A 26715-nucleotide genomic window follows, 5' to 3' on the forward strand; every position below is an offset into this window, starting at 1 on the left:
AGCGGGAATCACGCGTCGCGTCAGGTATGGTGGAGACAATGGCCGCGAAGCACCACATCTATCTCGTCCCCGGGTTTTTCGGGTTCATCAACCTGGGCGAGCTCGTCTACTTCGGACACGCGCTCGACTACTTGAAGGCGGAGCTGGCTCGTCGAGACATGGGTGAGTCGGAGGTCGTCATCGTCCTGTCTCACCCGACGGCGTCCATCCGGACGCGGACGGCGGACCTGCTCCGAGCCGTGCAGGAGACGGCGAGCGGTGATGACGGCCCCATCCACCTGATAGGGCACTCGACGGGAGGCCTGGACGCGCGGCTGTTCGTCAGCCCGGGCGCGCAGCTCGCGGAGGGGTTGGAGCTGGAGCCGTTCGCACGGCGGGTGCGCTCGGTGGTGACGGTGTCCGCGCCGCACGCGGGCACGCCGCTGGCGTCGTTCTTCCTGGGGCTGTTCGGACAGCGGCTGTTGAAGCTACTGTCCCTGTTCACCGTGTACGTGCTGCGCTTCGGCCGGCTGCCGCTGCGGGTGGTGTTCCGCTTCGGGCACCTGATGGCGCGCGTGGATGACCAGCTCGGGTGGAAGCAGACCTTGTTGGATCAGCTCTATGACCAACTGCTCGGGGACTTCTCCTCGGAGCGGCGCGACGCGGTGGCGAAGTTCCTGAGCGATGTGGGCAACGACACGTCGCTGATTCCGCAGCTCACGCCGGAGGGCATCGACCTGTTCAACGCGAGCACGTTGGACCGGCCGGGTGTGCGCTACGGCTCGGTGGTGACGCAGGCCCGGCCACCGTCGCTGCGCACGCGCGTGTCGGCGGGGTTGGACCCCTACGCGCAGCTCACGCACACCATCTATGCGTTCATGTATGGGCAGACGCAGCGGATGCCGCTGACGGCGCTGCCGCTGCACTCACCCGCGCAGACGGCGGCGCTGGTGCAGGCGTATGGGGCGATGCCGGGCCCCACGGCGTGTGACGGCATCGTCCCCACGCGCTCGCAGGTCTACGGGCGTGTGCTGGCGGCGGTGCGCGCGGACCACCTGGATGCGATTGGCCACTTCGACCAGCCGGCGCATCAGCCGCCGCACGTGGACTGGCTCATCTCCGGCTCCGGCTTCCGGCGGCCCCAGTTCGAGGCCACCTGGAAGGCCATCACCGACTTCCTCTTCGAGGACGAGAAGCGCTGACGCCCTGAGCGGGCCCTCGGATGCCTCTCGGGACGGTGGCGCGATTCGATGAATCTTTGGCGCCATGCGATTGGCGCGCGTGAGGGCGGTTCGTAACTCTTGGGCGTGGCCGAATTCACGGCGCGACGAAGAGAAGGACGGTCCCCATGTCGAAGGTCTGGCTCATCACTGGAAGCTCTCGCGGCCTCGGCCGTGATTTGGCGGAGGCCGTGCTGGCGGCCGGTCACCGGCTCGTGGCCACGGCGCGCAAGCCGGAGCAACTGAAGGATTTGGTGGAGCGGTATGACGACCGGGTGCGCGCCGTCGCGCTCGACGTGACGGACTCCGCCGCGGCACGAGCCGCCGTCGCCGAGGCGACCTTGGCCTTCGGACGGCTGGATGTCGTCGTCAACAACGCGGGCTACGCCAACGTGGCCGCAATCGAGGACGTGGACGAGGCGGACTTCCGCGAGCAGTTCGAGACGAACTTCTTCGGGATGATGCATGTCACCCGCGCCGCCCTGCCGGTGCTCCGCGCGCAGCAGGACGGCCACATCATCCAGGTGTCCTCCATCGGCGGACGCCGAGGCTCGCCCGGACTGGCGTCGTACCAATCCGCGAAGTGGGCGATGGAAGGGTTCTCGGAGGTCCTCGCCCAGGAAGTGGCGCCGCTGGGCATCCGGGTGACCATCGTCGAGCCCGGAGGCATGCGCACCGACTGGGCCGGCTCGTCCATGAACGTCGGTGACATCAGCGACGCCTACAAGGCCACCGTGGGCGCCTTCTCCCAGCACGTGCGCCGGGGCGCGGACAGCCCGCGCGGAGACCCCATCAAGGCCGCGAAGGCGATTCTCCAGATTGCCGACGAGAAGCAGCCACCCCTGCGGCTGTTGCTCGGCTCGGACGCCGTCTTCCTCGCGGAGCTCGTCGTCCAGCAGCGCACAGCGGAGGACTCGCGGTGGAAGTCGCTCAGCGTCTCCACGGACATTGATGGCCTCGTCCCCTTCGCGGAGACTCCGGTCGCCAGGATGCTGATGCCCAAGAGGAACTGACGTGCCCGCCGACCTCGTCCCTGTTCCCAGCGTGCTGCTCGACCGCCTCACCGCGCTCGGCGTCGAGGTCGAGCGCGTGCTGCGACACGCGGGCCTGGTCCGCTCCCGCTTCCAGGAGCCCAAGGCGCGCCTGACGACCCAGGAGTTCATGGCGTTCTGGCACGCAGTGGAGGCCACGGGCGGAGGGAGGGAGGTCGGCCTGCGCGTGGGCTCCGACGCCAGACCCCATCACTTCGATGTCGCGTCGATGGCGGCCCTCCACTCGCCCACCCTCGGCGAGGCCCTGGCGAAGCTCGCCCGCTACAAGGGTCTGGTCTGCCCGGAGGAGGTGAGCGTCGAGGTCGTGAAGAACGAGGCGCGGTTCAGGTTCCACTGGCTGCTGGCCGAAGGACCGCTGCCCCTGTTCCTGGTCGACGCGACGTTCGCCTCCACGCTGGCGCTCGCGCGCCGAGGCACCGGCAAGCCCCTGGTGCCCAGGCGTGTCGAGCTGGCGCGACGTCGCTCCGACGCGGAGCTGCTTACCCGCCACTTCGGCTGCAAGGTCCGCTTCGATGCCCCCGTGGACCTGCTCGTGTTCGAGGTGAGCGCGCTCGACGAGCCCCTCCTGACGCACAACGCGGACCTGCTGGCGCTGCTCGTGCCCGGACTGGAGCGCGAGCTGGACCAGCGACAGCGACACACCCTGGCGGACGACGTGCGGCTGGCGTTGCGACGCCGCATGTGTGGCGAGCGGCCCTCCGTCGACAAGGTCGCCGAGGAGCTGCACCTGAGCTCGCGCACGCTCCAGCGAAAGCTCGAGGCCGCGGGGACCACGTATCAACTCCTGCTGGATGAAGTGAGACACCAGGCCGCGCGCCAGTTGCTTGGGAGCACGGACCTGGACGCCAACGAAGTGGCCTTCCTGCTGGGCTTCGAGGAGCTGAACTCCTTCAGCCGTGCGTTCCAGGGCTGGGAGGGAACAACACCGTTGCGCTGGCGCGGGGCCACGCGCGAAGAGGCTACCGGGTCGGGCCGTCGAGCACCCCGCACAGCGTCCTGACAGCGGCGCGAAGCCCTGCCGGACTCGCGCCGGAGAAGCCCAGCACCAACCCCTGCTCGCGCTTTCGCCCCAGGTAGAGCGGAGACAGCCGGCGTGCCCCCAGCCGCCGTGCATCCGTCCGCGCAATCACAGCCTCATCCAGGAGCCCTTCGGACAGGAAGGCCGTGACATGCATGCCCGCCTCCGCCGTGCCGATTCGCAGCACTCCAGGTGCCTCGCGTTTCAGTGAATCAAGGAGCGCGTCGCGGCGCTCCGCATAGACCAGTCGCATCTGTCGCAGGTGCGCGGCGTAGTGCCCCGATTCCATGAACCGCGCCATCGCGGCCTGCGTGAGCGGAGGCGCGTGGCCATCCGTGGCAGCGCGCGCGGCGGTGAAGGCGTCCACCAGCGTTTCCGGGACGACGAGGAAGGCCAGCCGCAGCGAGGGGAACATCACCTTGTTGAACGTGCCCGCGTAGAGGACTCGCCCCGCCACGTCCATGCCCTGAATCGCGGCGAGCGGCCGGGTCGCATAGCGGAACTCGCTGTCGTAGTCGTCCTCGAACAGCCACATCCCGGAGGCACGCGCATGCTCCAGCAACGCCAGCCTCCGCGACAGGCTCATCGTCACGCCCAGCGGGTACTGGTGCGAAGGCGTGACATAGGCCAGCCGAGCCTTCGGCGCTCGCGACACCGCCAGCTCCACGCGCGGGCCCTCCGCATCCACGGGGACGGGATGCAGGCGCGCTCCCGCCGACTCGAAGGCCACTCGAGCGCCGAGGTACCCCGGCTCCTCCAGCCACACCCCGTCCCCTTCATCGAGGAGCAGCCTCGCGGAGAGGTCCAGGGCCTGCTGCGTGCTGGAGAAGACCAGGACCCGCCGCCAGTCACACCGCACGCCACGCGCAGGTCCCAGGTGGGCCGCGATGGCCTCGCGCAGCGGACGAAAGCCCTCGGGCTCACCCGCGGTCATCCGCCCGGGCTCCAGCACCCGGGCCTGCTTCGCCACCGTGCGTGCCCACAGCTTCGCGGGGAAGAGGTCCAGCGCGGGCAGGCACGGCGTGAAGGGCCGCACGTCACGCGGCTCGGGCGGAAGCACCTCGCTCGCCATGCGCTGCCCCCGGCGAGACAGCCCTCCCTGTCGCGTGGCCTTCGCGCTCCCGCGCGCGAGCGGAGACCGGGGCCGACGGGCGTGCTCTGGCAGCGCGACGACACTGCCCGAGCCCACGCGCCGCTCCAGGAAGCCCTCCGCGTCGAGCTGCGCGAAGGCCTCTTCCACCGTCCCCCGTGAAATCCCCAGCTCCCGGGACAGCGTGCGCGTGGACGGCAGCCGGCTTCGTGGCGCGAGCGTTCCCGCGAGGATGGCCTCGCGCAGCCGCTCATAGAGCCGCCGATGCAGCGAGCCCACTTGCCTGCCTGTGTCCGGTAACAGGAAAGGCAGCGACACACCCACGGAGCGCTTCGACATGCGCACTCTGTAGTCGGCCCCCTGCCCCATCACAACCCGATGCGGCCGGAAGTGGTCCAGTCGACTGTCGCTGAATGGCGCTTTCGCGTGGACCACTCCGGGAGCACTGTTCCGGGCATCGAAGCCCAGGGAGTACCCGTCATGACCACGCCCGCCACCCCGTTCTCCTTCGTTCTTGAAACCCCCGCCGCCCCGCCCGAAGAGGCACACCGCCACTTCCTCGCGAAGCTCTCCGTGGAGACCGACGCCGCCGACCTGCACCTGGACCTGGAGCGCGGAAAGAAGGGCTTCGTCGTCGTGGACGTCCGCTCGCCCGACGCCTACGCCGAGCGCCACATCCCCGGCGCGCTGAACCTGCCCGCGCGGACCCTCTCCGCCACCACGACGGCGCACCTGAGCAAGGACGACGTCATCGTCACCTACTGCTGGAGCCCTGGTTGCAACGGCTCCACCAAGGCCGCCGCGCGCCTGTCCGCGCTGGGCTTCCGCGTGAAGGAGCTCATCGGCGGAATCGAGTACTGGGTGAAGGAAGGCTACGCCACCGAGGGCACCGCGCCCCAGGGCCAACCCGTCTACGCCGAGCGCCTGCCGCGCTGAGCACACCCCGTGTGAGCCAGGCGGCTCAGTACACGCCGATGAGCACGACCTTCACGCGGGGATTGCCCAGGTACTCCTCCAGCCGCCACCGGCTGCGCAGCTCATCCGCGCGCAGCCCCGGGCCCGACTCCGGCGGCGCGTCCGCGCTGGCCAGCGCATCGCGCAGATGCGACACCGCCCACGCGTCGAACTTGGGGTCCCCCGAGCCTTCCAGCACCTTGAGGTCCAGCAGCTTGCCGTCTCGCGCCTGACGCACCTCCAGCACCGTGGCGAGCGCGAGCACCGGCGTGGTGACGTCCATCATGAACATGTTCGCCGCCCGCCCCGCCTCGACGGCCGCCTGGAGGCGGTTGCGCTGCTCCAGCCGCCGGTCCCGCTTCTCCGCCACGTAGGGCGAGCCCGTCTTCCCGAAGCGCTCCGTGGCCTCCACCTGCTCGCGCTTGAGGCGTGAGCCCAGCACGTTCAGGTCCGGCGACGGCGGGTTCACCAGCTTCTTGGCGAACCGGTCCTGGAGCTTCGTGAAGTACGGATTCACGGCGCCGCTCTCCGCGCGTGCCGCCGCGCTCGCGTCCGCCGCCCAGCCATCCACCAGCTCTTTCGCCTGCGCTTCCTCCCGCCGCGCGATGGCCCGAGGGTCCTCACCAGGCTGTCCGTCATTGCGCAGCGTCCTGCCCGATTGCGCGGGCTTGCCTGGAGGCTCGCTCCCCCAGAGCCCCTTCGGCACGAGCGAAATCGTCGGCGGCGCGGTCCGGGTGGGCGCATCCTCCGGAGAAGCCTCGGGCCCCTGCTCCGTCGACGCGACTCCGGGCGCTTCCGCGACGGCCGGGGACTCTTCTTCCTTCTTCTTGCCCTCGGGTGCCCGCGCGATGGCTTCCGGCGGTTTCTCGTCCGTCCGACGCGGAGGCGGAACCGGCTCGGGCTTGGGAGGCCGCGGGGTCGGCGCTGGCACGGGTGGGGCCGCTACCGGCGCCTTGGGCTCCAGGTAGACAATCTCCAGCTCGGTGGCCGTCGGACGCGCTGGCGCGGCTGACCGCACTCGCGACAGCGCCAGGAAGAGCGCCGCGTGCACGAGCACGGAAAGCAGGACCGCAATCCACCACGATGAACGCCGGGACACACCTCGGAGTGTGCCTCCTAGCTCCTCCGAGGAGAAGCGCCCTGACGTCCGAGCTCGATGATGTCCAGTCGCTCCCTCCCGCCGCCTCCCCGGCGACGGAGGTAGCGTCATCAATGACCTCTAGAGCGGTTTCTCATGGAACGCCCGGCTGTCCGCTCGCCCCCCAGCCAGGACGCCTCGGCATGGCGCGTGGGGAAGGCCATCCCCACTCTTCCGAAAGCCTTCTTGGAGGGAGCGCCAACCATGAACTTTCCCAGCCATGTGAATGTCCCCAGTGAGACGCGCGAGGAGATCATCGACCTGCTGAACAACCTGCTGGCCGACTCCATCGACCTGCACTGGCAAATCAAGCAAGCGCACTGGAACATCCGGGGCACCCACTTCTACAGCCGTCACCTGCTCTTCGACGACCTGGCCAAGCACGCGCGCAAGCAGGCCGACGAGTTCGCCGAGCGCGCCGGCACCCTGGGCGGCTACGCCGAGGGCACCATCCGGCTGGCCGCCAAGAACAGCGAGCTGCCCGAGTACGACCTCAAGGCCGTGGAGAGCGAGGACCACCTGAAGTGCCTGGTGGACCGCTTCGCGCGCTACGGCGCCTCCATCCGCGGCGGCATCGAGCGCTGCGATGAGCTGGAGGAGCCCATCACCGTGGACCTGCTCACCCAGGTCCTGGGCGACGTGGAGCTGGACATGTGGTTCCTGGAGAGCCACCTCAACGGCGCCCCGCGCCCCAGTCCGCGCACCAAGGGCGGACGCGACGACGCCCGCTCCAGCGAGCCCACCCGGCCTCCGCACGCCTGAGCCACGGCGGCACCCAGACCTCCCTTCCCCATGGGCCCGGCGCTTCCACGAGCGCCCGGGCCCGTGTCGGCATATAGAAGGCGTCCTCGAAATCCAGAGGACGCCCCATGAGCGCTGAGACACGGTTGGACGGGAAGGTGTGCCTCATCACCGGGGCCACCGGTGGCATTGGCCTGGAGACGGCCAAGGCCCTGGGACGACTTGGCGCCACGCTGGTGCTGGTGGGCCGGGACGCCGCCCGCACCCAGGCCGCCGTCGACACGGTGAACCAGTCCGTCGCGGGCGCGCGCATCGACACCATCCTCGCGGACTTGAGCTCGCTCCAGGCCGTGCGTGCGCTGGCCGACACCTTCCGCTCGCGCTACTCGCGCCTGGACGTGCTGCTCAACAACGCGGGCCTCATCATCGACCGCCGCGAGGTGACGGTGGATGGGCTGGAGGCCACGCTCGCCACCAACCACCTGGCGCCCTTCCTCCTGACGCATCTGCTGATGGACACGCTCAAGGCCAGCGGCCCCGCGCGCGTCATCAACGTGTCGTCGGACGCGCACCGGGTCGGCAAGCTCGACTTCACCGACCTCCAGAGCGAGCGCCGCTACGACGGCTTCCGCGTGTACGCCACGTCCAAGCTGGCCAACATCCTGTTCACCCACGCGCTGGCGAAGCGGCTGGAAGGCACGCCCGTGACGACGAACGCGGTGCACCCTGGCGTGGTGCGCTCGGGCTTCGGTCACAACACGAAGGGCTTCTTCCGCTGGATTGTGAAGCTCGGCGCGCCGTTCATGCTGTCCGCCGAGGGCGGCGCGCGGACGTCCATCTACCTGGCTGCCTCGCCGGAGGTGGACGGAGTCTCCGGGAAGTACTTCATCCGTTGCCGGAAGAGGAAGCCGTCCGCCGCCGCGCGGGACGACGCCCTCGCCGAGCAGCTCTGGTGTGAAAGCGCGCGGCTCACGGGAGTCCCCTCATGATTGACCTGTACACGTTCGCCACGCCCAACGGGCGCAAGGTGTCCATCGCCCTGGAAGAGCTGGAGCTGGCGTACACCGCGAAGTCGGTGAACATCGGCAAGGGTGAGCAGTTCACGCCCGAGTTCCTGGCCATCAATCCCAACAACAAGATTCCGGCCATCGTCGACTCGGAGGGGCCGGACGGCCGCCCCATCACCGTCTTCGAGTCGGGCGCCATCCTGCTGTACCTCGCGGAGAAGACGGGCAAGCTCATGCCGTCCAGCCTGCGCGGCAAGACGGAAGTGACGCAGTGGCTGATGTTCCAGATGGGCGGCGTGGGTCCCATGTTCGGCCAGCTCAACCACTTCGGCCGCTTCGCCTCCACCAAGATTCCCTACGCCATCGACCGCTACACCGAGGAGTCGAAGCGACTGCTCAAGGTGCTCGACGGGCAGCTGGGCAAGGGAGACTTCGTGGCGGGCCGCTACTCCATCGCGGACATCGCCCTGTACCCGTGGGTCGCGGGCATGCGCACGTACGTCCCGGAGCTCTTCGCGGGCCTGGGCCAGGTGCCGCAGTGGCTGGCGCGCGTGGGTGAACGTCCCGCCGTGCAGCGCGGCATGAAGGTCCCCTGAGCGTTACCGTTTCCCCCTCCATGCCCGCGCTCGAACAACTTCGCTTCGACAACACGTACGCCCGCCTGCCTCCCGGCTTCGGCGCGAGGGTGTCCCCCCGCGCCTTCCCGAATGCCCGGCTGGTGAGCCTCAACCCCGCCGCGCTGCGCCTGCTGGAGCTGGCGCCAGAGGAGGCCCGACGGCCGGAGTTCGTCGAGGCGCTCGGCGGTGGGCGTCCGCTGCCGGGCATGGAGCCCTTCGCCATGGTGTACGCCGGGCACCAGTTCGGCGTGTACGTGCCCCGGCTGGGAGACGGCCGCGCCCTGCTCCTGGGTCAGGTGCGCAACGGCGCGGGCCAGTCGTGGGATTTGCATCTCAAGGGTGGTGGGCCCACGCCCTTCTCTCGCGGTGGGGACGGCCGCGCGGTGCTGCGCTCCTCCATTCGGGAGTACCTGTGCGGCGAGGCCATGCACGGGCTGGGCATCCCCACCACGCGCGCGCTGTGTCTGATTGGCGGCGACGAGCGGGTGTACCGCGAGGAAGTGGAGACAGGCGCCATGCTGGTGAGGATGGCACCGTCGCACGTGCGCTTCGGCACCTTCGAGTTCTTCCACCACTCCGAGCAGCACGAGCACGTGGCGCTGCTGGCCGACCACATCATCGACGGCCACTTCCCCCACCTGTCCGGAGCGCCAGGGCGTCATGCTCGCTTCTACGCGGAAGTCATCGAGCGCACCGCGCGGCTGGTGGCGCAATGGCAGGCGGTGGGCTTCGCGCACGGGGTCATGAACACGGACAACATGTCCATCCTCGGGCTCACGCTGGACTACGGCCCCTTCGGCTTCCTGGACGAGTTCGAGCCGGGCTTCATCTGCAACCACTCCGACCACCGGGGCCGCTACGCGTTCAACCAGCAGCCGCGCATCGCGATGTGGAACCTGGCCTGTCTGGGGGAAGCGCTCCTCACGCTGATGTCCGAGGACGAGGCCCGAGCGGCCCTCAACACCTTCGAGCCCACCTTCAGCGCGCACTTCCTGACGCTGATGCGCCAGAAGCTGGGCCTGCGCGAGGTGCGCGAGGAGGACCGCGCCCTGGTGGGTGACCTGTTCGCGCGCATGGCCGAGGCCCGCGTGGACTACACCCGCTTCTTCCGCGCGCTGGGACAGCCGGACACGGTGGGGGCGATGTTCGCGGACCGGACGGGCTTCGACGCCTGGGCGGAGCGCTACCGGGCGCGGCTCGCCTCCGAGGGCAGCGTGGACGCGGAGCGCCGGACGTTGATGGAGCGCGTCAATCCCCGGTACGTGCTGCGCAACTGGATGGCGCAGGCCGCCATCACCCGGGCCCAGGAGGGCGACTTCTCGGAGGTGGACCGACTGCTCGCCGCCCTGGAGGACCCCTTCACGCAGCGCTCCGAGTACGAGGAGTACACCACGGAGCCTCCCGCCTGGGGCCGGCACCTGGTGGTGAGCTGCAGCTCCTGAAGGACGGTGGGCCCTGGCTGGCGCGCGCCAAAGTGTCTGGATTAGAACCGCGCGCCATGCCTGCCGACGTCGTCATTCCCAAGAACGAGCTCAGTGAGTTCGACCTGCCCCGTGTCTGCGTCATCACCGGACAGACAGAGGGCATCTCCTTCAAGCCCGTGAAGTTCGCGTGGTACCCGCGCTGGCTGCTCATCTTCCTGCCGTTCGCGGCCCTCATCGTGCTGATCATCGCCAGCATCCTCACCAAGCGGGCCAAGGGCACCCTGCCCTTCAGCGAGGAGGGGTGGGCCCGGTGGCAGCGCAGCAAGCTGCTCTTCGGCCTCTCCTTCCTGGGCACCATCGCCATCCTGGTGGGCGGCATCGCGGTGTTCGCGGGCAAGGGCGATGGGACTCCCATCCTGGTGGCGGTGCTGGTGGCCGTCCTCGTGCCCGTCGTGGCCTACTTCACGGCGGTGAAGGGACGGGTGCCGTCGGTGAAGAAGATCGACGAGCGGACCATCACCCTCCGCCTTCCCAGCGACTCGGCGGCGACCACCATCGCGGCGCACCTGAACTCCGGGCGGCGGCCGCGAAGCGCGCAGCATCCGCTGGAGCTGCGCTCGGCATGAGCCTGGAGACGCCGCCAGAGGGGGCCTCCTGCGCGGCACACCCCGACGTCATCGCGAGCTGGGTGTGTGGCCGCTGCGGCACGTTCATGTGTCCGGCGTGCGAGCGGCGGATGCGCCCGGAGGCACGCCCCATGTGCCCCACGTGCTGGGATTTGCGCACGCGCACCGTCGACGCGCCCGAGCGCCATGGCCCGGCGCTCCCCATCATCGGGCTCATCCTCGGCGTGCTCTCGCTGCTGCCGGCGTGCTTCGTGCTTCAGATAGCCGCCCTGGTGGTGAACATCATCGCCTTCGGCCGCACGCGGGAGCCACCGGAGCGGGCGCGACGATGGATGCCCATCACCGGCCTCGTCCTGACGGGCGTGGGCTTCGTGGGGGTCGTCATCATCGCGCTGAGGTCCGTGGGCTGATGGCCGTCTGGCTCGCCTGCCCGCCTGGAAGGTTGGCGAGCCAAAAGTCACCCTGAAGGGCGCTTGCCGCACGGGGGAGGCAGGCTGACCTTCCACCTTCCATGACGACGGACCTCACCCGCCTGCCCTCGCGTGGGTCCCAGGGCGCATTCCACGTCGTCGTCGAGTCCCCACGGGGTTCGACGGTGAAGCTGAAGTACGACGCCGCGCTCTCGGCCTTCACGCTCTCCCGTCCCCTCACCCGGGGTCTGCGCTACCCGTTCGACTGGGGCTTCATCCCCTCGACACGCGGGCCGGATGGGGACCCGCTCGACGCCATGGTGTTGTGGGACGACACCACGTGGCCCGGTGTTGTGCTGCCCTGCCGCGCGCTGGGGGTCCTCCAGGTGGACCAGAAGCGCAAGGGTGGCAAGCCGGGCGAGCGCGAGCGCAATGACCGCATCATCGCCCTGCCCACGGCGTCGCCTCGCACCGAGCACCTGCGCACGTATCAGGACGTGTCCCGACGCGAGCGCGAGGAGCTGGCGCACTTCTTCCTCACCGCCGTGCACTTCGAGGACAAGGAAGCGCGCATCCTCGGCTGGGAAGGCCCCGAGGCCGCCGAGCGGATGTTGAACACCCAGGCCGGGACGGGAGGTTAGTCGGATGGCCCAACCCACGCCCATCCGCGGACTGGGCCCCGACAGCGAGCTGGGACAGGCCGCGCGGCGCATCCTGGCGGGCCGACTGGCGGATGTCCGCAAGCCGGAGGCGAAGCTGTCGGACGAACTCGACGACGACGGCGTCCACGACATGCGCGTGGCCACGCGTCGGCTGCGCGCCGCCATCCAGGTGTTCCGTCCGCTCGGCGGGCTGGGCAAGTTGGAGGTGGAGGTGAAGCGGCTCCAGGACGCGCTGGGCGACGTGAGGGACCTGCACGTCCAGGCGGCCTGGCTGGAGGAAGTCGCGAAGAAGGCGCGCCGCGAGAAGCCCGACACCCGCGCGGGCATCGCCGCGCTGGGCAAGGCGCGACTGGCGGGCCTGAAGACGAAGGAGAAGCGACTTCGCTCGGAGCTGGAGCGGTGGGCTTCGCGCACCGTGCCTCGGATGCTGCGCAAGGTGGATGCGCTGGAGGACGACCATCGCTTCGGTGGGCGCCGGGTGAAGGAGCCCCTGCACTGGCGGGTGCGGCGGGTGCGCAAGCGGATGCAGGTCTACATGGACGCGCCCGATGCGGCGTCCGCGCATGCGCTGCGCAAGGACTTGAAGAAGCTGCGCTACGAGCTGGAGATCTTCCAGCCCGCGTTCCGCCGCACCCTGGGCGCGCTGGTGGAGGTGCTCGTCCCGCTCCAGGAGGGGCTGGGGGAGCTGCACGACGCGGACGTCCGGCTGGAGGTGTTCGAGCGGCTCGCGGCGGGCGGCAAGCCCCGGGAGCGCAAGGCCGCGCGCGCCCTGCTGCCGCTCATCCGCGAGGGTCGGGCGAAGCGCTCCGCGGAGATTGCTCGCGAGCTTCAGCGCTGGCACGCCGAGGCGATTCCCCGGCGACTCATCCAGGTCCTCACGTAGCGAGGGCCCCTGAGTGTCTCGGCCACGTCGCGCCCATCATCGGTGGCGCGACGTGGCACTCACGAGGCGAAGCTCAGCCGTCACAGTCGAGCGGACAGCTCTGATGTGACTCGAAGGACTCGCACAGCCCGTTCCCGCAAGGGTCGCCAACGGGAGTGTCACAGTCGAGAGGGCAGCTCTGGTGTGACTCGGCCGGCTCGCACCGTCCATCTCCGCAAGTGCCGCCGATGGGGCCGCCACAGTCGGCGGGGCAGCTCAGGTGCGTTTCGGACGATGCGCACAGTCCATCTCCACAAGTGCCGCCGATGGGACCGCCACAGTCGGAGGGGCAGCTCAGGTGCGTTTCGGACGGTGCGCACAGGCCATCTCCACAAGTGCCGCCGATGGGACCACCGCAATCGGAGGGGCAGCTCTGCTGCGTCTCGGACGACGCGCACAGTCCATCTCCACAAGTGCCGCCGATGGGACCACCGCAGTCTGCGGGGCAGCTCTGCTGCGTCTCGAGCGGTTCGCACACGCCGTTTCCGCAAGGGTCGCTGGGCCCGTCGCAGTCGAGCGGGCAGGTCTCGTGCGTCTCCCAGGGGTCACAGACGCCGTCCTCACCGCAAAGCCCCTGAGGTGACGGGCCCTCCTCGGTGAGCGCCGCTCTCGCCACGGAGTCCTCCGCGGCTCGCGACAACCGCGCTTCGTCAACACCACAAGCCACGAGCGCGCCGAGACACCATCCACCCAGGAGGACGACCAGTTGCTGCTTCATGTGTGACCCCTCTCGAAAGAGGGGCCGGGGATTATCATGGGCAGCGCCGGAAGGAGTGACACTGACGCTATGTGATTACTGCTGCTGCGTGGGTTGCGTCTCCTGGGTGGAGCCTGTTCCCGTGGTGCTCCCCTTGGACGTCGCGTTGATGCTCACCGCCTTGGCTTCCCCCGTCTCGTCCGTGGTGAACGAGGCGCGGACCTGGGCTCCCTCCTGGATGTCCTCGGCGACCGCGCTGAATCCATCCACTGTTACCTGTGTCTGTGGGTTCACCGTCAAGCGGAGCTGAGGCTCACCGCCCTGACTGAGCAGGACCTCGGTTTCGCTCGCGCGGACCACCTCGCCGGTGAACTGCTGTGGCGTGTTCTGCTGGCTCTGGGTTCCCGACGAGGTGCCGCTGCCCTGCTGTGAACCAGAGGGAATCGGGAGCGCGACCACGGGCGGTTGCTGGGGCAGCTGCGTGCCCGACTGTGGTTGCGAGGTGGTGCCCGAGGTGCCCGTCGTGGAATCAGAGGTCCCGGAAGCAGGCTGTTGCTGCTCGGTCGTCGAAGGCGCGGTGGCGATGGGCTGCTGCTCCGTGCCGGACGAGGCCGAGTCGGTGGTCTGCTGTTCCGTTCCGCTCGTCGTCTGTCCCTGTTGCTGCCGGGCATCGAGTTGCTCGAGGGGAGACAGCGGCTGAGTGCCTTCGTCGACCTGTTGCCCCGAACCCCCGGAGGCCTGGTCCGAGCTCGAATCCGTGGAGGACCCGGTGGAAGGGGCCGTCTGCGAGCCCGTCTCGGAGGAGGAAGCCACCGGCGACTGCGTACCCTGACCGGTCTGCGACTCCGTCCCCGTGGGCGCGGAGGCCTGCGTGTCCTGGCCGGTCTGGGACTGTGTGTCCTGACCGGTCTGCGACTCCGTCCCCGTGGGCGCGGAGGCCACGGGCGACTGCGGTGTGCCCTGGCCCGGCTGCGATTCGGTGCCCGTGGATGTCGAGCCGGTCTGCGCCGCCTGCTGCTCGGCCCGTTGCTCCGCGCGCAGTTCGGCTTCCTTCTCCGACCGAAGGTCGGCCTGTCGCTCCGCCTCGCTCTCCGAGTCAGTCGCTCCGGCCTGGGCCTGCTGCTGAGTCTCTCCAGCCTGCTGTCCTGTCTGGGCTGCCTGTTGCTGCGCATCTCCGGCCTGCTGTCCTGCCTGGGCGGCCTGCTGCTGAGCATCCGTGGCTTGCTGTCCCGCCTGGGCGGCCTGCTGCTGAGCATCCGTGGCTTGCTGTCCCGCTTGAGCGGTCTGCTGCTGAGCCGCATCCGTGGCCTGCTGGCCCGCCTGGGCGGCCTGCTGCTGAGCTGCATCCGTAGCCTGCTGCTGCGCGGCTCCCGCCTGCTGCGTGGCATTCGCGGCTTGCTGCTGTGCGGCGCCCGCCTGTTGCGTGGCATCAGCAGCCTGCTGATTCGCCTGGGCACCTTGCTGCTGAGCGGCGCCCTGCTGCGAGTTCGCCTCGGCGGCCTGCTGCTGAGCGGCTCCGGCCTGCGCTGTGGCGCCCGTGGCCTGCTGCTGTGCGGCTCCGGCCTGCGCCGTGGCATCCGAGGCCTGCTGCTGTGCGGCTCCGGCCTGCTGTGCGGTCTGGGCCTCGTCCGACTCAGCCGATTCACGTTGAGCGCGGGCCTTCGCCTCGTCCAGCGCCTCCTGCTTGCGCCGCACCTCATCCTGGGCGCTTTCCGCCTGCTGCTGTTGTTCACTCGCGGTCGCCTGCGTGCCCTGCTGCGACCGCTCGTCCTGGCCGCGCTCGCGGCAGCCGGTGACGAGCAGCGCGGCGGCACCGGCGGCCACCCACCCTCTCGCGCGGAGCTTCATGGAGACCCCCTGTGTCGTGACTCCCGAAAAAGAAACATGGGAAGTCATCGAACCTCGCCAACCCACGCCCTCTCCGGGCGGCCGCCCACTCGCCCGTCCTCCACCGAGCAGCCCGGCTCACGACGCCCTACCCTTTCCCGGAGTTTGGCGATAAGGGGCGCACCCCCATGCAAGCCTGCGGACTCGACTTCGGAACCAGCAACACCGCCGCGGCCCTGCCTGATGGCACGGTGCTGTCGCTGCAACCCCATACCTCGGAGCCCCGCCTCTTCCGCTCCGTGATGTTCTTCCCGGACGACGAGCGCGAGATCTACACAGGCGCCGACGCCATCAACCGCTACATGGAGGACAACACCGGACGCTTCATCCAGTCCGTGAAGTCCTTCCTCCATTCGAACTCGTTCCGCGCCACCCAGGTGAAGGGCCGTACCTTCACCATCGAGGACCTGGTCGCCATCCTCCTGCGGCGCGTGCGCGAGGCGGCGGGCGCCCACATGGGCGGCCTTCCCGAGGCCGTCATCCTCGGCCGCCCCGCCGTCTTCACCCCGGACAAGGACGCGGACGCGCTCGCCCAGAAGCGCCTGCACCGCGCCGCCGAGCTGGCCGGCTTCCAGCACATCGAGTTCCTCATCGAGCCCATCGCCGCCGCGCTCGCCTATGAGGCCCAGCTCACCCGCGACGAGCTGGTCCTCGTCGCGGACTTCGGCGCCGGCACCACCGACCTCACCCTGATGCGCCTGGGCCCCTCGCGCCGAGGCGTCAAGGACCGCCGCCCGGACGTCGTGGGCTCCACCGGTGTGCGCATCGGTGGAGACCGCTTCGACGCCGAAATCATGCGCCACAAGCTCCTGCCCCGCTTTGGCGCGGGCTCCACCTACCGGGTGCGAGGCCTGAGCGACAAGCGCCTGCCCATGCCCCAGCACGTCATGGCCAAGCTCTTGTCCTGGCACGAGATGTCCTTCATCCGGGAGAAGTCCACCCAGGACCTGTTGGACACCATGCTGGAGACCAGTGACAAGCAGCCCGAAATCGAGGCGCTCCACGACCTGGTGATGGACAACCTGGGCTACCGCCTGTTCCGCGCGATTGAAGCCGCCAAGGTGCGCCTGTCGCGCGACGAGGTGGCCACCGTGGACTTCGAGGAGGCCCGCATCAACCTCCACGAGCCCATCACCCGCGCGGAGTTCGAGGTGTTCAGCAAGCCGCTGCTCGACGAGTTGGAGCAGTGCACGGTGGGACTGCTGTCGCGCCACCCCGAGGCGGCGAACATCGACGCCGTGTTCCTCACGGGTGGCTCCTCGCAGATTCCCGCCGTGCGCCAGCTCTACGTGAATCGCTTCGGCGAGGAGCGCGTGCGCACCGCTGACGCCTTCACCTCCGTGGCCGAGGGTCTGGGACGCGCCTCCGCCGCCTTCGGCTGAGCCGCGGTCCCACCGCGGACACTCATGGAATCATCATGAATCGCGGCCCACGGCGCTCGCGCCTCATGAGCCCTGAGCCAGGCCCTGCACGTAGATGAGCACCTCGCCTTGATGGTTGCCTGCCTTCAGGAGGCCACCCCAATAGGCAATCGCCGCGTCGACGTCCTCGTAGCCGACGACCCGGATACGGGCCGCATGGGGAGCGTGGCAACCGGGCCTGGTGAGGTCGGCGCGGGCCTGCGGGTCTGGACCGCCAATCAGCACCGCCCAGGTGCGGCGCTTGTCGTAGTCCTCGGGCTCTCCGGCGATGAAGGGCGCGAAGACCCGTGAGCCCTGACCGGTGACCACGATGAGGCGTCGGTCCGGATTCTCCTCGGGCTTGCAGAGGTCCACCGAGTAGCCGTCGTAATCGCCCATGCGCGTCCGGATGTCCTCGGGCACGCCGACGTGCTGCACGACGTTGATGTGAAGGACCCCCGCGTAATCGCCCTCCTTCAGCCAGCGTCCCAGGTACGCGATGAGCGGGTCCACGGACTCGAAGCTCGACGTCTTGATGAAGGTCCCTCTCAAGACACACGGCTCGACGAAGGGCGGGCCACAGCGCTCGTAGAGCCAGCCCTGGGCCTTCATGTACTCGTAGTCGAGTCCCTCGATGCGACCCGACAGGAACTCCCTCACCCGAGGGTCCGACGAGCGCGTCACCATGGGAGAGTCGATGCGCAGCGCCGGACCGGAGTCACCGTCAGATGAGGGGTCACCAGACTCGGCTCGCGGCCACACGACAATGGGCCTGCGACCCTGTCCATGGAGCTCGACGCCGCCCCACAACCCCACCCCCAGCGCCTTGGCGTCCTTCTCGAAGCGCCACGCCACGGAGTAGCCGTCGTATCGGCCCGGCTTCGTGCGGACGTCCGCGACCTGCCCCAGCGCCGGCGAGGGGCGCGTCACACGTGGGGCACAGGCATTCGACGAGAAGATGGCGACGAGGCCCACGGCGAGCAGGAGGCATCTCATGACGGGGGAGTCTCCCTCCCGCGCCCGCGCCAACACCCGTCATGAAATCATCATGATGCGGGGGCGCCACTGCCTGACACCTGCAACCCGGTGGAGTTCACCCCCGGCGACACACCGCCCGGAGTTCCAGCGTTCCGGGCGGCACGAGTCACGTCGCGACTACTCGACCCAGTGGACCGTGCCCAGGCCGGCGGCGACCAGGTCACACACGTAGAAGATGTCGTCATAGGGGTAGTCGTCGTAGACGCCGCGCGCGGGGATGCAGCGCGCCGAGTTCGCGGCCGGAGCGTTGAGGTCCGCCGCGAGGATGCGGCAAGGCGCGTGGTCCGTCGGGCCGCCACACTCCTCGGTGCAGCTGTCCGCGCGAATCCAGTACGGGTTGTAGAGGGGGTAGGAGTCCGCCTCCACCCAGCACAGACCGGAGGCGCACTCCGAGTCAGCCGAGCAGCCCGTGCCCGTTGCGTTCAGGCTCTGCGTCTGCTCCGCGGTCTCCGGCGTGGGCTCGGGGGCCTGCTCGGCGGGCGCGGTGTTGCAGCCCAGGAACGTGAGCGAAAAGAGGGAGGCAGTCACTGCGAGGAAGTTCCGCATGGGGGAGTCCTTTCCAGGTGAAGGGAGGGGCGGAACCAACCATTCCTGGTGAACGGAACCAAGTGGACTTCTCGCGAATTCTTATTTTCGTGGACAGAATTAGGTTTCAATTGACTCGGGTTACATCGGTCGTTCCAGCGAACACCGCTCTTGCTGGGAAGCATCATCTGGGGCGGCAGTGACGGAAGATTTCAGCATTGGCGAAAGTGCGGAATCTCTGCATGGCCTGCCTCCGCCGCGTGTCTTCAGCGTGCAGAGGAGGATGCACCATGATGCGCGGGCGATGCCGTCTGGCGATGAGCCGGGTGATGACGAGTGCGTGTGTGAGTCTGCTGGCGGGTTGCATGTCGAGTTCCCAGGACTCGATGCCGGAACTCCACGACAGCCATCAGCGGGGAGTCGGGACGTCTGACCAGGCATCTCAAGTCGAGGAGGCCATCTCCATTGGCGGCCACGACCTCACCCTCAACGCCTTGGGCAACCTGGTCCTGGAGTCCCTCGCGCGGTACTGGGACTCGTCCTACAAGGTCGGCGCCGAGGGCGGGCTCGTCATCCCAGAGTGGCCCGCTCTGGGCTCGCTCACGGTCGAGGCTCCGCTCGACCTCGCCTTGAACGACAATCTCATCCACATCTGCATGAATCGGATCGGCCCCCCGAACTGCGACTATCTGATGAATACCGTCCAGCCCTCTATCAGGCTGCCACTCAAGGGATCCATCAGCGTCAGCAGCAGCCATGTCTTCGACGAAGCGGTCATCACCCAAATCAGGGATGACCTGAACATGGGCGTGCCCCGCCCTGACGCGGGGTTCCTCAAGCTGGTTCTGACCCAGGTGGGCAACGGCTGTGACGTCACCGACGGAAACACCTTGGTGGCGGGGATGGCCCAATTCTGGAACAACGTCAGTCTGTCGCCGGACAAGAAGACCTTTTCCTGGAACCTCACCCGCGCGAACGCAGCGGTCTTCGAGGACAGCTGCAGCCAGACGCAGGCTCCGGTGAAGCTGACCCTGCGCGTCGCGCTGCCGCTCGTCTCCGCTGGCAGTCGGTATCTTTCCTCCATCACCCTGAGCAACGACCCGCTGGTCCTCCGTCCGGACTACGCCTTGAAGCGGATCATCCTCACCAATATCTGAGCGCCCCGCTCACATGCCGATGGTCAGCGACAAGGCCCGCGCATCGACCTGGATGACATGCGGCACATCAACCACAGCGCTCTGGATGGGAGGCTGCGCGAGTCTTTCCGAGACATGAGGGGAAAAGGCCGCACAGGATGAGGGATGCGAAGAATCTCCCGAGTCCTGCTCCCCGCCGCGTTGGTCTGGGCCGCCACGCTGTCTCCCGGCTGCGGTGAGAGCGAGCCCTCCAAAACACCTCCACGAGAGGATGGCGGTTCCAGTGCGGACGCGGGCGCCGGAGGTGACGGAGGTCCGGGTCCCGTGCCCGACGCGGGCGGAGTCGAGCCCGGCCCTGTCGACGCCATCATCGCCGCCATGCCGGAGGGCTCGTGGAAGGAGCTGCCCGGGACGAACATGGCGGACGTCTGCCCCACGCCGTACTCCAGCTATCCGTGCGAAGCGGTGATGATTGCGTGGAGCGGCGGGGCCTACGACACGTTGCGGGACAGGTTGATTGTCTGGGGCGGCGGGCATGACGACTCGCCGTACAACAACGTCTTCACGTTCGACCTGGCGACGATGAAGTGGAAGCGGTGGACGGAGCTGCCCGCGGGGATGACGGGCAACAGCGTCACGCCGGTGATGCGAGACAAGCGAGTGGAGACGTGTGGCTTCTACCCGTCCGTCACGTCGCTCGCCATTCCCGACGCGAGCCTGACGGCCAGCGGCTATGTGCGTCCGGAGTTGTGTGACGAGCCGAGCATCGTCGCCCAGCTCGACACGCAGCAGCCGCGCAGCGCGCACACGTACGGCAACATCGCCTTCAGCGAGGCGACGGGTCGGTTCTATGTGCTCGGCTCCGTGGGCACGTATCCCAGTGGGCAGGCGGGTTCGAGATTGGTGATGGGCTTCGACTTCGCGACGGGACGCTGGGTGCGCGGCGCGAACAATCCGGTCATCGACTACGGGGCCAGCGCGACCGATGCGCGTGGGCACGTCTGGTATATCGGGCCGAGGAAGCTGCATGAGTACGACCCGGTCGCCAACACCTGGACCGCGCATGCGGCGAACGGCGCTGGTTACTACTACGCAGGCGCGGATGTGGACACGCGGCGCAACGTCCTGGCGTTGGTGCGCGAGGGCGCCACGGTGTCGACGTATGCGCTGAGCGACGCGGCGAAGACGCAAGCCACCGTCACCACCACGGGGTTGAGCACGCCGGTGGGCGGAGCGCCGGGGCTCGCGTACTCACCGGTGCTGGACCGGTTCGTCGCGTACCCCGGTGGGAAGAGGCTGGCGATGCTCGACCTGCCGAACGCGCGCTGGGTGGAAGTCACGGGCACGGGGGATGACCCGGGCGCGCCAGCGTCGAACGGCACGTACGGGAGGTTCCGCTACAGCCCCGCGCGCAACGTGTTCATCGTCGTGAACGGGACACGGCGCAACGTGTTCCTCTGGAAGCCACCCGCGACGGCGCCGTAGCGCGCCGCATCCACGTCGCGGAGGGTGCTGGCGTGTTCCAGAGCAGAGCGTTGAGCGGTGCCTTCTTCATACCAGCGGCTGCCGCGCTGAGACTCCTGCGGGCAACTGCAGGCGGAGTTTGCCGGCTTGCAATTCTCGCCCAGCTTGGCGACTACCGGGCTTCGCGACTCATCAGCTACTGACTTTTCTGAATCTATATAGGGGCTAGTCGCGTAGTCGCGTAGTCGCGTAGTCGCGTAGTCGCGTAGTCGCGTAGTCGCGTAGTCGCGTAGTCGCGTAGTCGCGTAGTCACGGAGAGAAAGCCCCATGAACCTGCCGCCCCCTGGTTTCGATGGTCCGTTTGACGTCTACTTCTCGCAGTTCATCGAACCCAACCTACCATCTCCCGAGGCCGTCCTCGTATTTCACGATGAACTGCGTCGCTATGTAGAGGAGTCGGATCCGATCTTCTTCCTCCGCCAGATGGAGGGGGCCGAGCCATGGCGACGACGTGGCAACCTCTATCCCCCACAAATGGCATCCGGAGGTCGGGTCGCATTCACCGACAATTCCCCTCAGTGGGCCCTCCACGCGCTCGCCTACAGGAACGCGCTGCCTCGGGGGCTTGGATTCTCTATGTGGCTGCGGGAACAAATGCCGTGCCACATATACGACGTAAACGGGGCCAAACTAGGCGAGACGTTGAACAGCGCCCGCTGGCACGCGGCCCACATCGTCGATGTCAAGGACGGAAACACCACCTGGAGGTCGTGGAACCGTGACGAGTTGGTCCGGCGATTCATCCGCAATGTTCATCCCTGCAACCTGCTTCTCCTTCCCCTGAGCGATTGGGCACGATTGGGGAAACAGAAAGACCTGCTGCACTTCGCTTTAGACCGCTATCGAGAGCGTTACGGCAGAGTCCTTGACGAGGCGCTCGCATGGATGGGCGAATCTGCTCCGCAATCCCACGGCATTCCGACCATCCGTTACAAGCCGGTAACCGCCGTCCCCGACATGGGCCCCAATACCCTGGTGCTCTGCCAAAGCAGTGAGGGACGCATCCACATGACTGGATTCGGAACCCGATTTGCCGGACAGGAAGGACGGGACAAGTTTTCGGTCGCGGTCACTCTTCTTGACGGTACGGTCTTTGGGCCACTGGGTGATGTTTCAGCACTCGACGTGCTCACGCGCCTGGATTTCAAGGGCGACCACTTCCGCAATAACAAGTATTACTCGAACGATTACTTCCGCATCGAACAAGGCAGCCTCCTGGGCAAAACCGTTTGTGCACAGGGCCTCGCGGAACGGTTGAACACGCTGCGACGCAGGTCGGCATTCTGATGAGCTTCAACTGGTCGAGTTTGAGGGTCAGACCGGCATAGGCGAAGTAGACACGAAAGACGGCGGGCCATGGTCGTTACTCTTCACATGCAGCAGTGCCGCGAGGCATTGACGACAGAACTTCGCCGCCTGGCGCGGGAGGTTTCCAAGGAGGGCTCCAAGCTCAATAAATTGGTGACTCGCAGCGAATGACAGAAGGTGCGCATCATGCCGCAGCGGTACTTCGAGCTGACCGATGACATGAGTATTCGGGGACGGTGGGTGCTCGGAATCCCCACGGACCAGCAAGCCCGGGAAGTGGAAGACCCGTGGATTTTCAAGAAAGGGAGACCCCTTCCAGACCCGGGTCGCTTGCGAGTTCCGGTGGATGTTCCCGGCAAGCCCCTGGACTTTTGCCTGGCGGGATTCGCCACTCCCATTGTTCACGTCAGGGTGGCTTCTCTCTTCGTGGAGATGGCCCCGGCCGACGTGCAAATCCTACCCGTCGATATCCAAGGGCATGCCGACCAGTTCTGCATACTGGTCGCGACCAAGCTCATTCAGTGCATTGATGATGCGGCATCCGAAGAGGTGGAATACTGGAAGCCAGAGGATGGGCGTCCAGAGAAAGCAGGGCAGTACCGCAAGGTTTCAGGACTGCGCATCGACCCGTCAAGAGTGGGCGACGCCCAAGTGTTTCGGACATGGGGATGGTCCGTTGTCCTCGTTGTCTCTGAAAGGCTCAAGGGCGCGTTGGAGCGAGTAGGGGCAACCGGAACGCTGTTCGAACCGGTCTAGCCCTCCCTCCTCGGAGCCCGCCCCAACACCGCGTCGCGTGGGGCAGGCAGATGGCGCCAGCGGCATCCCGGGCTACGGCCCCACATCCACGTCGCGGCTGAGCCAGCCCACTCCGCCGCGTCCGTCGCGCGCCACCACGTAGACGGTGATGCGCTGGGGCGTGGCGGGCGTCTCGTACTTCGACGTCGGGTCTCCGGGCCTGTTGTCCACCGGCTCCTGCGAGCGGAACTCCTTCACCTCGCCGTCACCCGTGGCGAACCAGCTGTAGAAGACCTGCTCCGTGCGCGGGCCGTCCTCCGCCGTGTACAGCTCCAGACTGCCCTCCGTGAGCACCGGGCGGAAGACCACCTCCGCGTCCAACGGCAAAGGCCCCGTCAGCGTGGCGTCATTCCAGAGGATGTCCGCCACCGCCGGATTCTGATTCGGCGCCGTCGTCGAGCGCACCAACACCTGCCTCACGCCCCGCTCCGTGCCCTCCGGCGTCCCCGAACCGTCCGATGCCTCGTAGCCCACGAAGAGCGGAATGCCCTTCTCCAGCGCCTCGCGCGTGCGCGGGTCATCCGGGTTCGGCGTCCCTCCTCCATTGGGATTCGCCGCGACCAGCGCCTCCTGGAGCACCACCTGCACGTTGGGGTCCTGGAGCGACAACATGCCGTCCGGCAGCGCCACACCGTTCACCCCGGGGCAACGGCCGTCGTACGGGTTGCCGTTGAAGCGACACAGCGCATACGAGACGGTGACGGGACGCGCGTCCGGCGTCACCGCCAGCGCGCTGAACGTCATCGGCCCGGGCAACGCCCCGGTGTCCGGGTCCAACACCAGCTCGGGCGGCTCCGCGCGGATGCCCAGCACCCGCACCCGGCGGATTTCACTCTGCAACTCGAAGTCGGGGCCGCAGGCAAGCAGCAGCGCGGCCAGTGTGACGAAGACTCGCGTGCGCATGCTCAGAAACTCCCCTTGGCGCCGATGACCGGGAGGATGGGCAGTCCCTCGAAGTAGGCGCTCTCGGTGTAGTTGTAGTTGTAGGCGATGCCTTCCACCGCCGCGTTGTTGTAGGCGTTCGTCAAATCCAGATAGAGGTCCAACGTCCACTTGTCGAAGACGAAAATCTTGTCCACGCGCACGTCCAACTGATTGAACGACGGCAGCCGCCGCGAGTTCACTCCCGCGAACAGCGGCAGGAACACGTCGGTGCCGTCATCCCTCACCGAGCCCACCACCGGCGTCGTCGGATTGCCCGATGCGAAGCGGAAGCGCGCTCCCACCTCCCAGCCCCTGGGCAGCTTGTACGAGGCAATCGCCGTCAGCACGTGCGTCTGGTCGTTGTCGAACAGGCGCCAGTTCGCCCCGGGCGCGTCCCGACGCTCGCTCCTGCTGAGCGTGTACGCAATCCAGCCGAACAGGCGCTCCGTCAGCGAGCGGCGGATGAGAATCTCCAGGCCATACACACGGCCGATGCCTCCGTTCTTCAACCGCTCCGGCACCAGCTCCCCGTCCCGCTCCACCAGCGCATCCGAGCGGCTGATGAGGTTGTCCAGGTCGTTGTAGAAGACCTCGCCGCTGACGAACCACTCCTGACGCGGCTGCCACTCCGCGCCCACGCCATACTGGAGCGAGCGCTTCGCCGACAGGTCCGGATTGCCGAACGCCAGGCTGGGCTCATCCTGCACCGGAGGCCCGTGGTACACGCCCGCGCCACCCTTCAGCGTCAGCGTGTCCGTCAGCGAATAGCGCACCGCGAGGCGCGGGTTCAGCGTGCGCTTCACTTCCTTCTGGTCCGTGAAGATATACCCCTCGTACCGCACGCCCGGCACCACCAGCAGCCCCTTGAACGGACGCCAACGCCCTTCAATCCACAGCGAAGGGAAGTACTGGAGGAAGTCGCCGTCGGTGGTGAGCAGGTCCTCGGTGATGAGCGGGCTGGGCGGCTCGCCCTCGCGCGGCGGACGCTGGATGCGCGCCTTGACGTTCGCGAAGTTGCTCGTCACGTCCACGCCCCCCGCCAGGGTGAAGGGCTCGACCAGGGCATACTCCGCGGTGGCGCGCAGGTTCAGGTCCGTGGAGGCGATGCGCAGGTTGCGGTCGCCAATCTCGAACTCCACCAGCGTGTTGCCCACCAGCGCGTGCGTGTCCAACGTGAGCCGGTCCGCGCGGTACTGGTGACGCAGCCGCAGCTGGTTGAAGCCCGTGGTGACCTCCAGGTTGCCGTTGACGGTGGGGTCGTTGTCCGACGGCCGGTCGAACACCAGCCCCAATCTGTCGCGCGAGGTGATGCCCTGAAGCGTGAAGGTGTGGCGAGACAGCGGCTTCCACACCAGCTTGAGCTGCGCGTCGTAGTAGCGCGGCGCCACCTGGAGGCTCGGGCCGTCGCCCTCCGGAATCACGCCCAGCACGATGTCGATGTACGAACGCCGACCGCCAATCGCGAACCCCAGCGTGTCCGTAATCGGCCCTTCAATCACCGCGTTGGATTCAATGAGGCTCACGCCCACGGTGCCGTGGATGCGGTCCATCTTCGGCTCGCGGCTGTTCACGTTGATGACGCCGCCGGTGATGTCGCCGTAGTACGAGGAGAAGTTGCCGGGCAGGTAGTCCAGCGACTCCAGCAGCTCGGAGTTGTAGACGGAGGTCAGGCCGCCGAAGTGGAACAGCAGGGGGATGCGCTGGCCGTCCAGGAAGACGCCGGACTCCTGTGGGCTGGTGCCTCGAATCACGAGCGCGCCGCCGTTGAACGCGGGCCGCGCGACGCCGGGCAGGTTCTGCACCACCTTCAGCGTGTCGCCCTGCGTGCCGGGCACTCGCTGCACCTCCGCCACCTGGAGCGTGGTGCTCGTCACTTCCTTGCGCTCACGGTCGCTTCTCACCACCGTCTCGAAGGGGCTGAAGATGCGCTTCTGCACGTAGTACGTGGCGCGCGTCTCCAGGCCCTCGGACATCGTCTCCTTCGTCTTGAAGCGGTCATAGCCGCCCTGCACCACCAGCACCTCGTGGGTGCCCAGGGGCACGCCCCGGAAGGAGAAGCGCCCGTCCGCGTCCGCGACGGTGGACAGGTCCAGCTCCGGCAACACGATTTCCGCGCCGTTGAGCGGCTTGCGCGTGCCGCGCTCCAGCGCCTGACCGCTGAAGTTCACCGGCGCCTCCGGCTGCGAGACACCTCCGTCCTCCGTGGGCTCGGGCGCCACGGGCCGGAAGACGAACTGGTACGCGTACTGGATGCGCACCGGCGACGGGACGTTGTCCACCTCGGCCGGGGAGAACTGGAACTGCTTCACCGCCTCCACCGCGGCCTCGTCGAAGCCGTGCCCCGCGGGCTGCGTGACTTCGACGTTCGTGACGGCGCCCGTCTCCGAGATGTCGATGAACATCACCACCGTCCCCTCCAACTGCTGGGCGGCGGCTTCGGCGGGATACGGCGCTTCCACCTGGCGCAGGAGCTCGGGTGGCTTCGTCAGCACACCGGTGGGGACTCCCGCATCGGGGTCGGCGACGCCGCCATCCGGGGCCTGGGCCAGCGCCCCGGTGGCAACGAGGAAGCAGAAGACGGTGAAGAGCGTTTTCATGAGGGAGGGGCGCACCTACGCGCG

Annotated in this window: 24 protein-coding genes; 17 read left to right on the forward strand and 7 right to left on the reverse strand. The window is 67.9% G+C overall.

Annotated features, from left to right (window positions below):
- Positions 1 to 38 precede the first annotated feature (38 nt).
- From HUA76_RS02085 to HUA76_RS02095, 3 genes are all read left to right on the forward strand, one after another.
- A complete protein-coding gene (locus tag HUA76_RS02085) occupies positions 39 to 1181 on the forward strand; it encodes a triacylglycerol lipase (RefSeq protein WP_174454406.1) in 1143 nt (380 codons plus the stop codon).
- A 146-nt stretch (positions 1182 to 1327) separates the two neighbouring features.
- Positions 1328 to 2212, forward strand: coding sequence for an oxidoreductase (locus tag HUA76_RS02090; protein WP_174459847.1), 885 nt, complete (start codon positions 1328 to 1330; stop codon positions 2210 to 2212).
- 1 nt (position 2213) lies between these two features.
- The gene (locus tag HUA76_RS02095; RefSeq protein WP_174459848.1) at positions 2214 to 3251 is read left to right on the forward strand and encodes an AraC family transcriptional regulator; all 1038 of its coding nucleotides are present in this window, start codon (positions 2214 to 2216) and stop codon (positions 3249 to 3251) included.
- On the opposite strand, the gene HUA76_RS02100 is transcribed toward HUA76_RS02095, so the two are convergent.
- Complete coding sequence (locus HUA76_RS02100) at positions 3211 to 4698, reverse strand: PLP-dependent aminotransferase family protein (protein ID WP_174459849.1); 1488 nt, start codon at positions 4696 to 4698, stop codon at positions 3211 to 3213. The two genes, HUA76_RS02095 and HUA76_RS02100, sit on opposite strands and share 41 nt — an antisense overlap.
- A gap of 141 nt (positions 4699 to 4839) precedes the next feature.
- On the opposite strand from HUA76_RS02100, the gene HUA76_RS02105 reads away from it, so the two are divergent.
- Positions 4840 to 5295, forward strand: coding sequence for a rhodanese-like domain-containing protein (locus tag HUA76_RS02105; protein WP_174454403.1), 456 nt, complete (start codon positions 4840 to 4842; stop codon positions 5293 to 5295).
- A 25-nt stretch (positions 5296 to 5320) separates the two neighbouring features.
- Here the strand turns inward: HUA76_RS02105 and HUA76_RS02110 are convergent, their stop codons facing one another.
- Complete coding sequence (locus HUA76_RS02110) at positions 5321 to 6412, reverse strand: ferrichrome ABC transporter substrate-binding protein (RefSeq protein ID WP_174459850.1); 1092 nt, start codon at positions 6410 to 6412, stop codon at positions 5321 to 5323.
- Between the two features lie 243 nt (positions 6413 to 6655).
- On the opposite strand from HUA76_RS02110, the gene dps reads away from it, so the two are divergent.
- The 8 genes from dps (at position 6656) to HUA76_RS02150 (ending at position 12821) form a co-directional block, all read left to right on the forward strand.
- Positions 6656 to 7213: a DNA starvation/stationary phase protection protein Dps gene (dps, locus tag HUA76_RS02115; RefSeq protein WP_141640965.1), complete on the forward strand. Its 558-nt coding sequence runs from the start codon at positions 6656 to 6658 to the stop codon at positions 7211 to 7213.
- A gap of 107 nt (positions 7214 to 7320) precedes the next feature.
- The gene (locus HUA76_RS02120) at positions 7321 to 8181 is read left to right on the forward strand and encodes an SDR family oxidoreductase (RefSeq protein ID WP_174459851.1); all 861 of its coding nucleotides are present in this window, start codon (positions 7321 to 7323) and stop codon (positions 8179 to 8181) included.
- Positions 8178 to 8795, forward strand: coding sequence for a glutathione S-transferase N-terminal domain-containing protein (locus HUA76_RS02125; protein ID WP_174454400.1), 618 nt, complete (start codon positions 8178 to 8180; stop codon positions 8793 to 8795). The genes HUA76_RS02120 and HUA76_RS02125 overlap by 4 nt, the downstream gene beginning before the upstream one ends.
- 20 nt (positions 8796 to 8815) lie before the next feature.
- Entirely contained in the window at positions 8816 to 10258 is a 1443-nt protein-coding gene (locus HUA76_RS02130; protein ID WP_174454399.1) for a YdiU family protein, read from the forward strand.
- Between the two features lie 56 nt (positions 10259 to 10314).
- Positions 10315 to 10866 carry a hypothetical protein gene (locus HUA76_RS02135; RefSeq protein WP_174454398.1) on the forward strand — a complete coding sequence of 184 codons (552 nt, stop codon included), beginning with the start codon at positions 10315 to 10317 and terminating at the stop codon, positions 10864 to 10866.
- Positions 10863 to 11276 (forward strand): DUF4190 domain-containing protein, encoded by a 414-nt coding sequence (locus tag HUA76_RS02140; protein ID WP_174454397.1) that lies wholly within the window; start codon positions 10863 to 10865, stop codon positions 11274 to 11276. The genes HUA76_RS02135 and HUA76_RS02140 overlap by 4 nt, the downstream gene beginning before the upstream one ends.
- A gap of 101 nt (positions 11277 to 11377) precedes the next feature.
- On the forward strand, positions 11378 to 11917 hold the full coding sequence (locus HUA76_RS02145; protein ID WP_141640970.1) for an inorganic diphosphatase: 540 nt from the start codon (positions 11378 to 11380) through the stop codon (positions 11915 to 11917).
- A gap of 4 nt (positions 11918 to 11921) precedes the next feature.
- Positions 11922 to 12821 (forward strand): CHAD domain-containing protein, encoded by a 900-nt coding sequence (locus HUA76_RS02150; RefSeq protein ID WP_174454395.1) that lies wholly within the window; start codon positions 11922 to 11924, stop codon positions 12819 to 12821.
- A gap of 832 nt (positions 12822 to 13653) precedes the next feature.
- On the opposite strand, the gene HUA76_RS02155 is transcribed toward HUA76_RS02150, so the two are convergent.
- Positions 13654 to 15405: a hypothetical protein gene (locus HUA76_RS02155; RefSeq protein WP_174459852.1), complete on the reverse strand. Its 1752-nt coding sequence runs from the start codon at positions 15403 to 15405 to the stop codon at positions 13654 to 13656.
- A 167-nt stretch (positions 15406 to 15572) separates the two neighbouring features.
- On the opposite strand from HUA76_RS02155, the gene HUA76_RS02160 reads away from it, so the two are divergent.
- On the forward strand, positions 15573 to 16826 hold the full coding sequence (locus HUA76_RS02160; RefSeq protein ID WP_174459853.1) for an Hsp70 family protein: 1254 nt from the start codon (positions 15573 to 15575) through the stop codon (positions 16824 to 16826).
- A 63-nt stretch (positions 16827 to 16889) separates the two neighbouring features.
- Here the strand turns inward: HUA76_RS02160 and HUA76_RS02165 are convergent, their stop codons facing one another.
- Both HUA76_RS02165 and HUA76_RS02170 read right to left on the reverse strand, forming a co-directional pair.
- Positions 16890 to 17840 carry a hypothetical protein gene (locus HUA76_RS02165; protein WP_174459854.1) on the reverse strand — a complete coding sequence of 317 codons (951 nt, stop codon included), beginning with the start codon at positions 17838 to 17840 and terminating at the stop codon, positions 16890 to 16892.
- A 159-nt stretch (positions 17841 to 17999) separates the two neighbouring features.
- Positions 18000 to 18428 (reverse strand): hypothetical protein, encoded by a 429-nt coding sequence (locus HUA76_RS02170; protein ID WP_174459855.1) that lies wholly within the window; start codon positions 18426 to 18428, stop codon positions 18000 to 18002.
- Between the two features lie 323 nt (positions 18429 to 18751).
- On the opposite strand from HUA76_RS02170, the gene HUA76_RS02175 reads away from it, so the two are divergent.
- From HUA76_RS02175 to HUA76_RS02190, 4 genes are all read left to right on the forward strand, one after another.
- Positions 18752 to 19564: a hypothetical protein gene (locus HUA76_RS02175; protein WP_174459856.1), complete on the forward strand. Its 813-nt coding sequence runs from the start codon at positions 18752 to 18754 to the stop codon at positions 19562 to 19564.
- Between the two features lie 144 nt (positions 19565 to 19708).
- A complete protein-coding gene (locus tag HUA76_RS02180) occupies positions 19709 to 21028 on the forward strand; it encodes a hypothetical protein (protein WP_174459857.1) in 1320 nt (439 codons plus the stop codon).
- 306 nt (positions 21029 to 21334) lie between these two features.
- Entirely contained in the window at positions 21335 to 22354 is a 1020-nt protein-coding gene (locus HUA76_RS02185; RefSeq protein ID WP_174459858.1) for a hypothetical protein, read from the forward strand.
- A 207-nt stretch (positions 22355 to 22561) separates the two neighbouring features.
- The gene (locus HUA76_RS02190) at positions 22562 to 23131 is read left to right on the forward strand and encodes an imm11 family protein (protein WP_174459859.1); all 570 of its coding nucleotides are present in this window, start codon (positions 22562 to 22564) and stop codon (positions 23129 to 23131) included.
- 72 nt (positions 23132 to 23203) lie between these two features.
- On the opposite strand, the gene HUA76_RS02195 is transcribed toward HUA76_RS02190, so the two are convergent.
- Positions 23204 to 24073 carry a hypothetical protein gene (locus HUA76_RS02195; RefSeq protein WP_141640981.1) on the reverse strand — a complete coding sequence of 290 codons (870 nt, stop codon included), beginning with the start codon at positions 24071 to 24073 and terminating at the stop codon, positions 23204 to 23206.
- A 2-nt stretch (positions 24074 to 24075) separates the two neighbouring features.
- Positions 24076 to 26691, reverse strand: a complete 2616-nt coding sequence (locus tag HUA76_RS02200; protein ID WP_174459860.1) for a TonB-dependent receptor domain-containing protein — start codon at positions 26689 to 26691, stop codon at positions 24076 to 24078.
- Between the last annotated feature and the right edge of the window lie 24 nt (positions 26692 to 26715).

It is taken from the genome of Myxococcus sp. CA056 (genome assembly GCF_013336715.1).
Classification (GTDB): domain Bacteria; phylum Myxococcota; class Myxococcia; order Myxococcales; family Myxococcaceae; genus Myxococcus; species Myxococcus llanfairpwllgwyngyllgogerychwyrndrobwllllantysiliogogogochensis.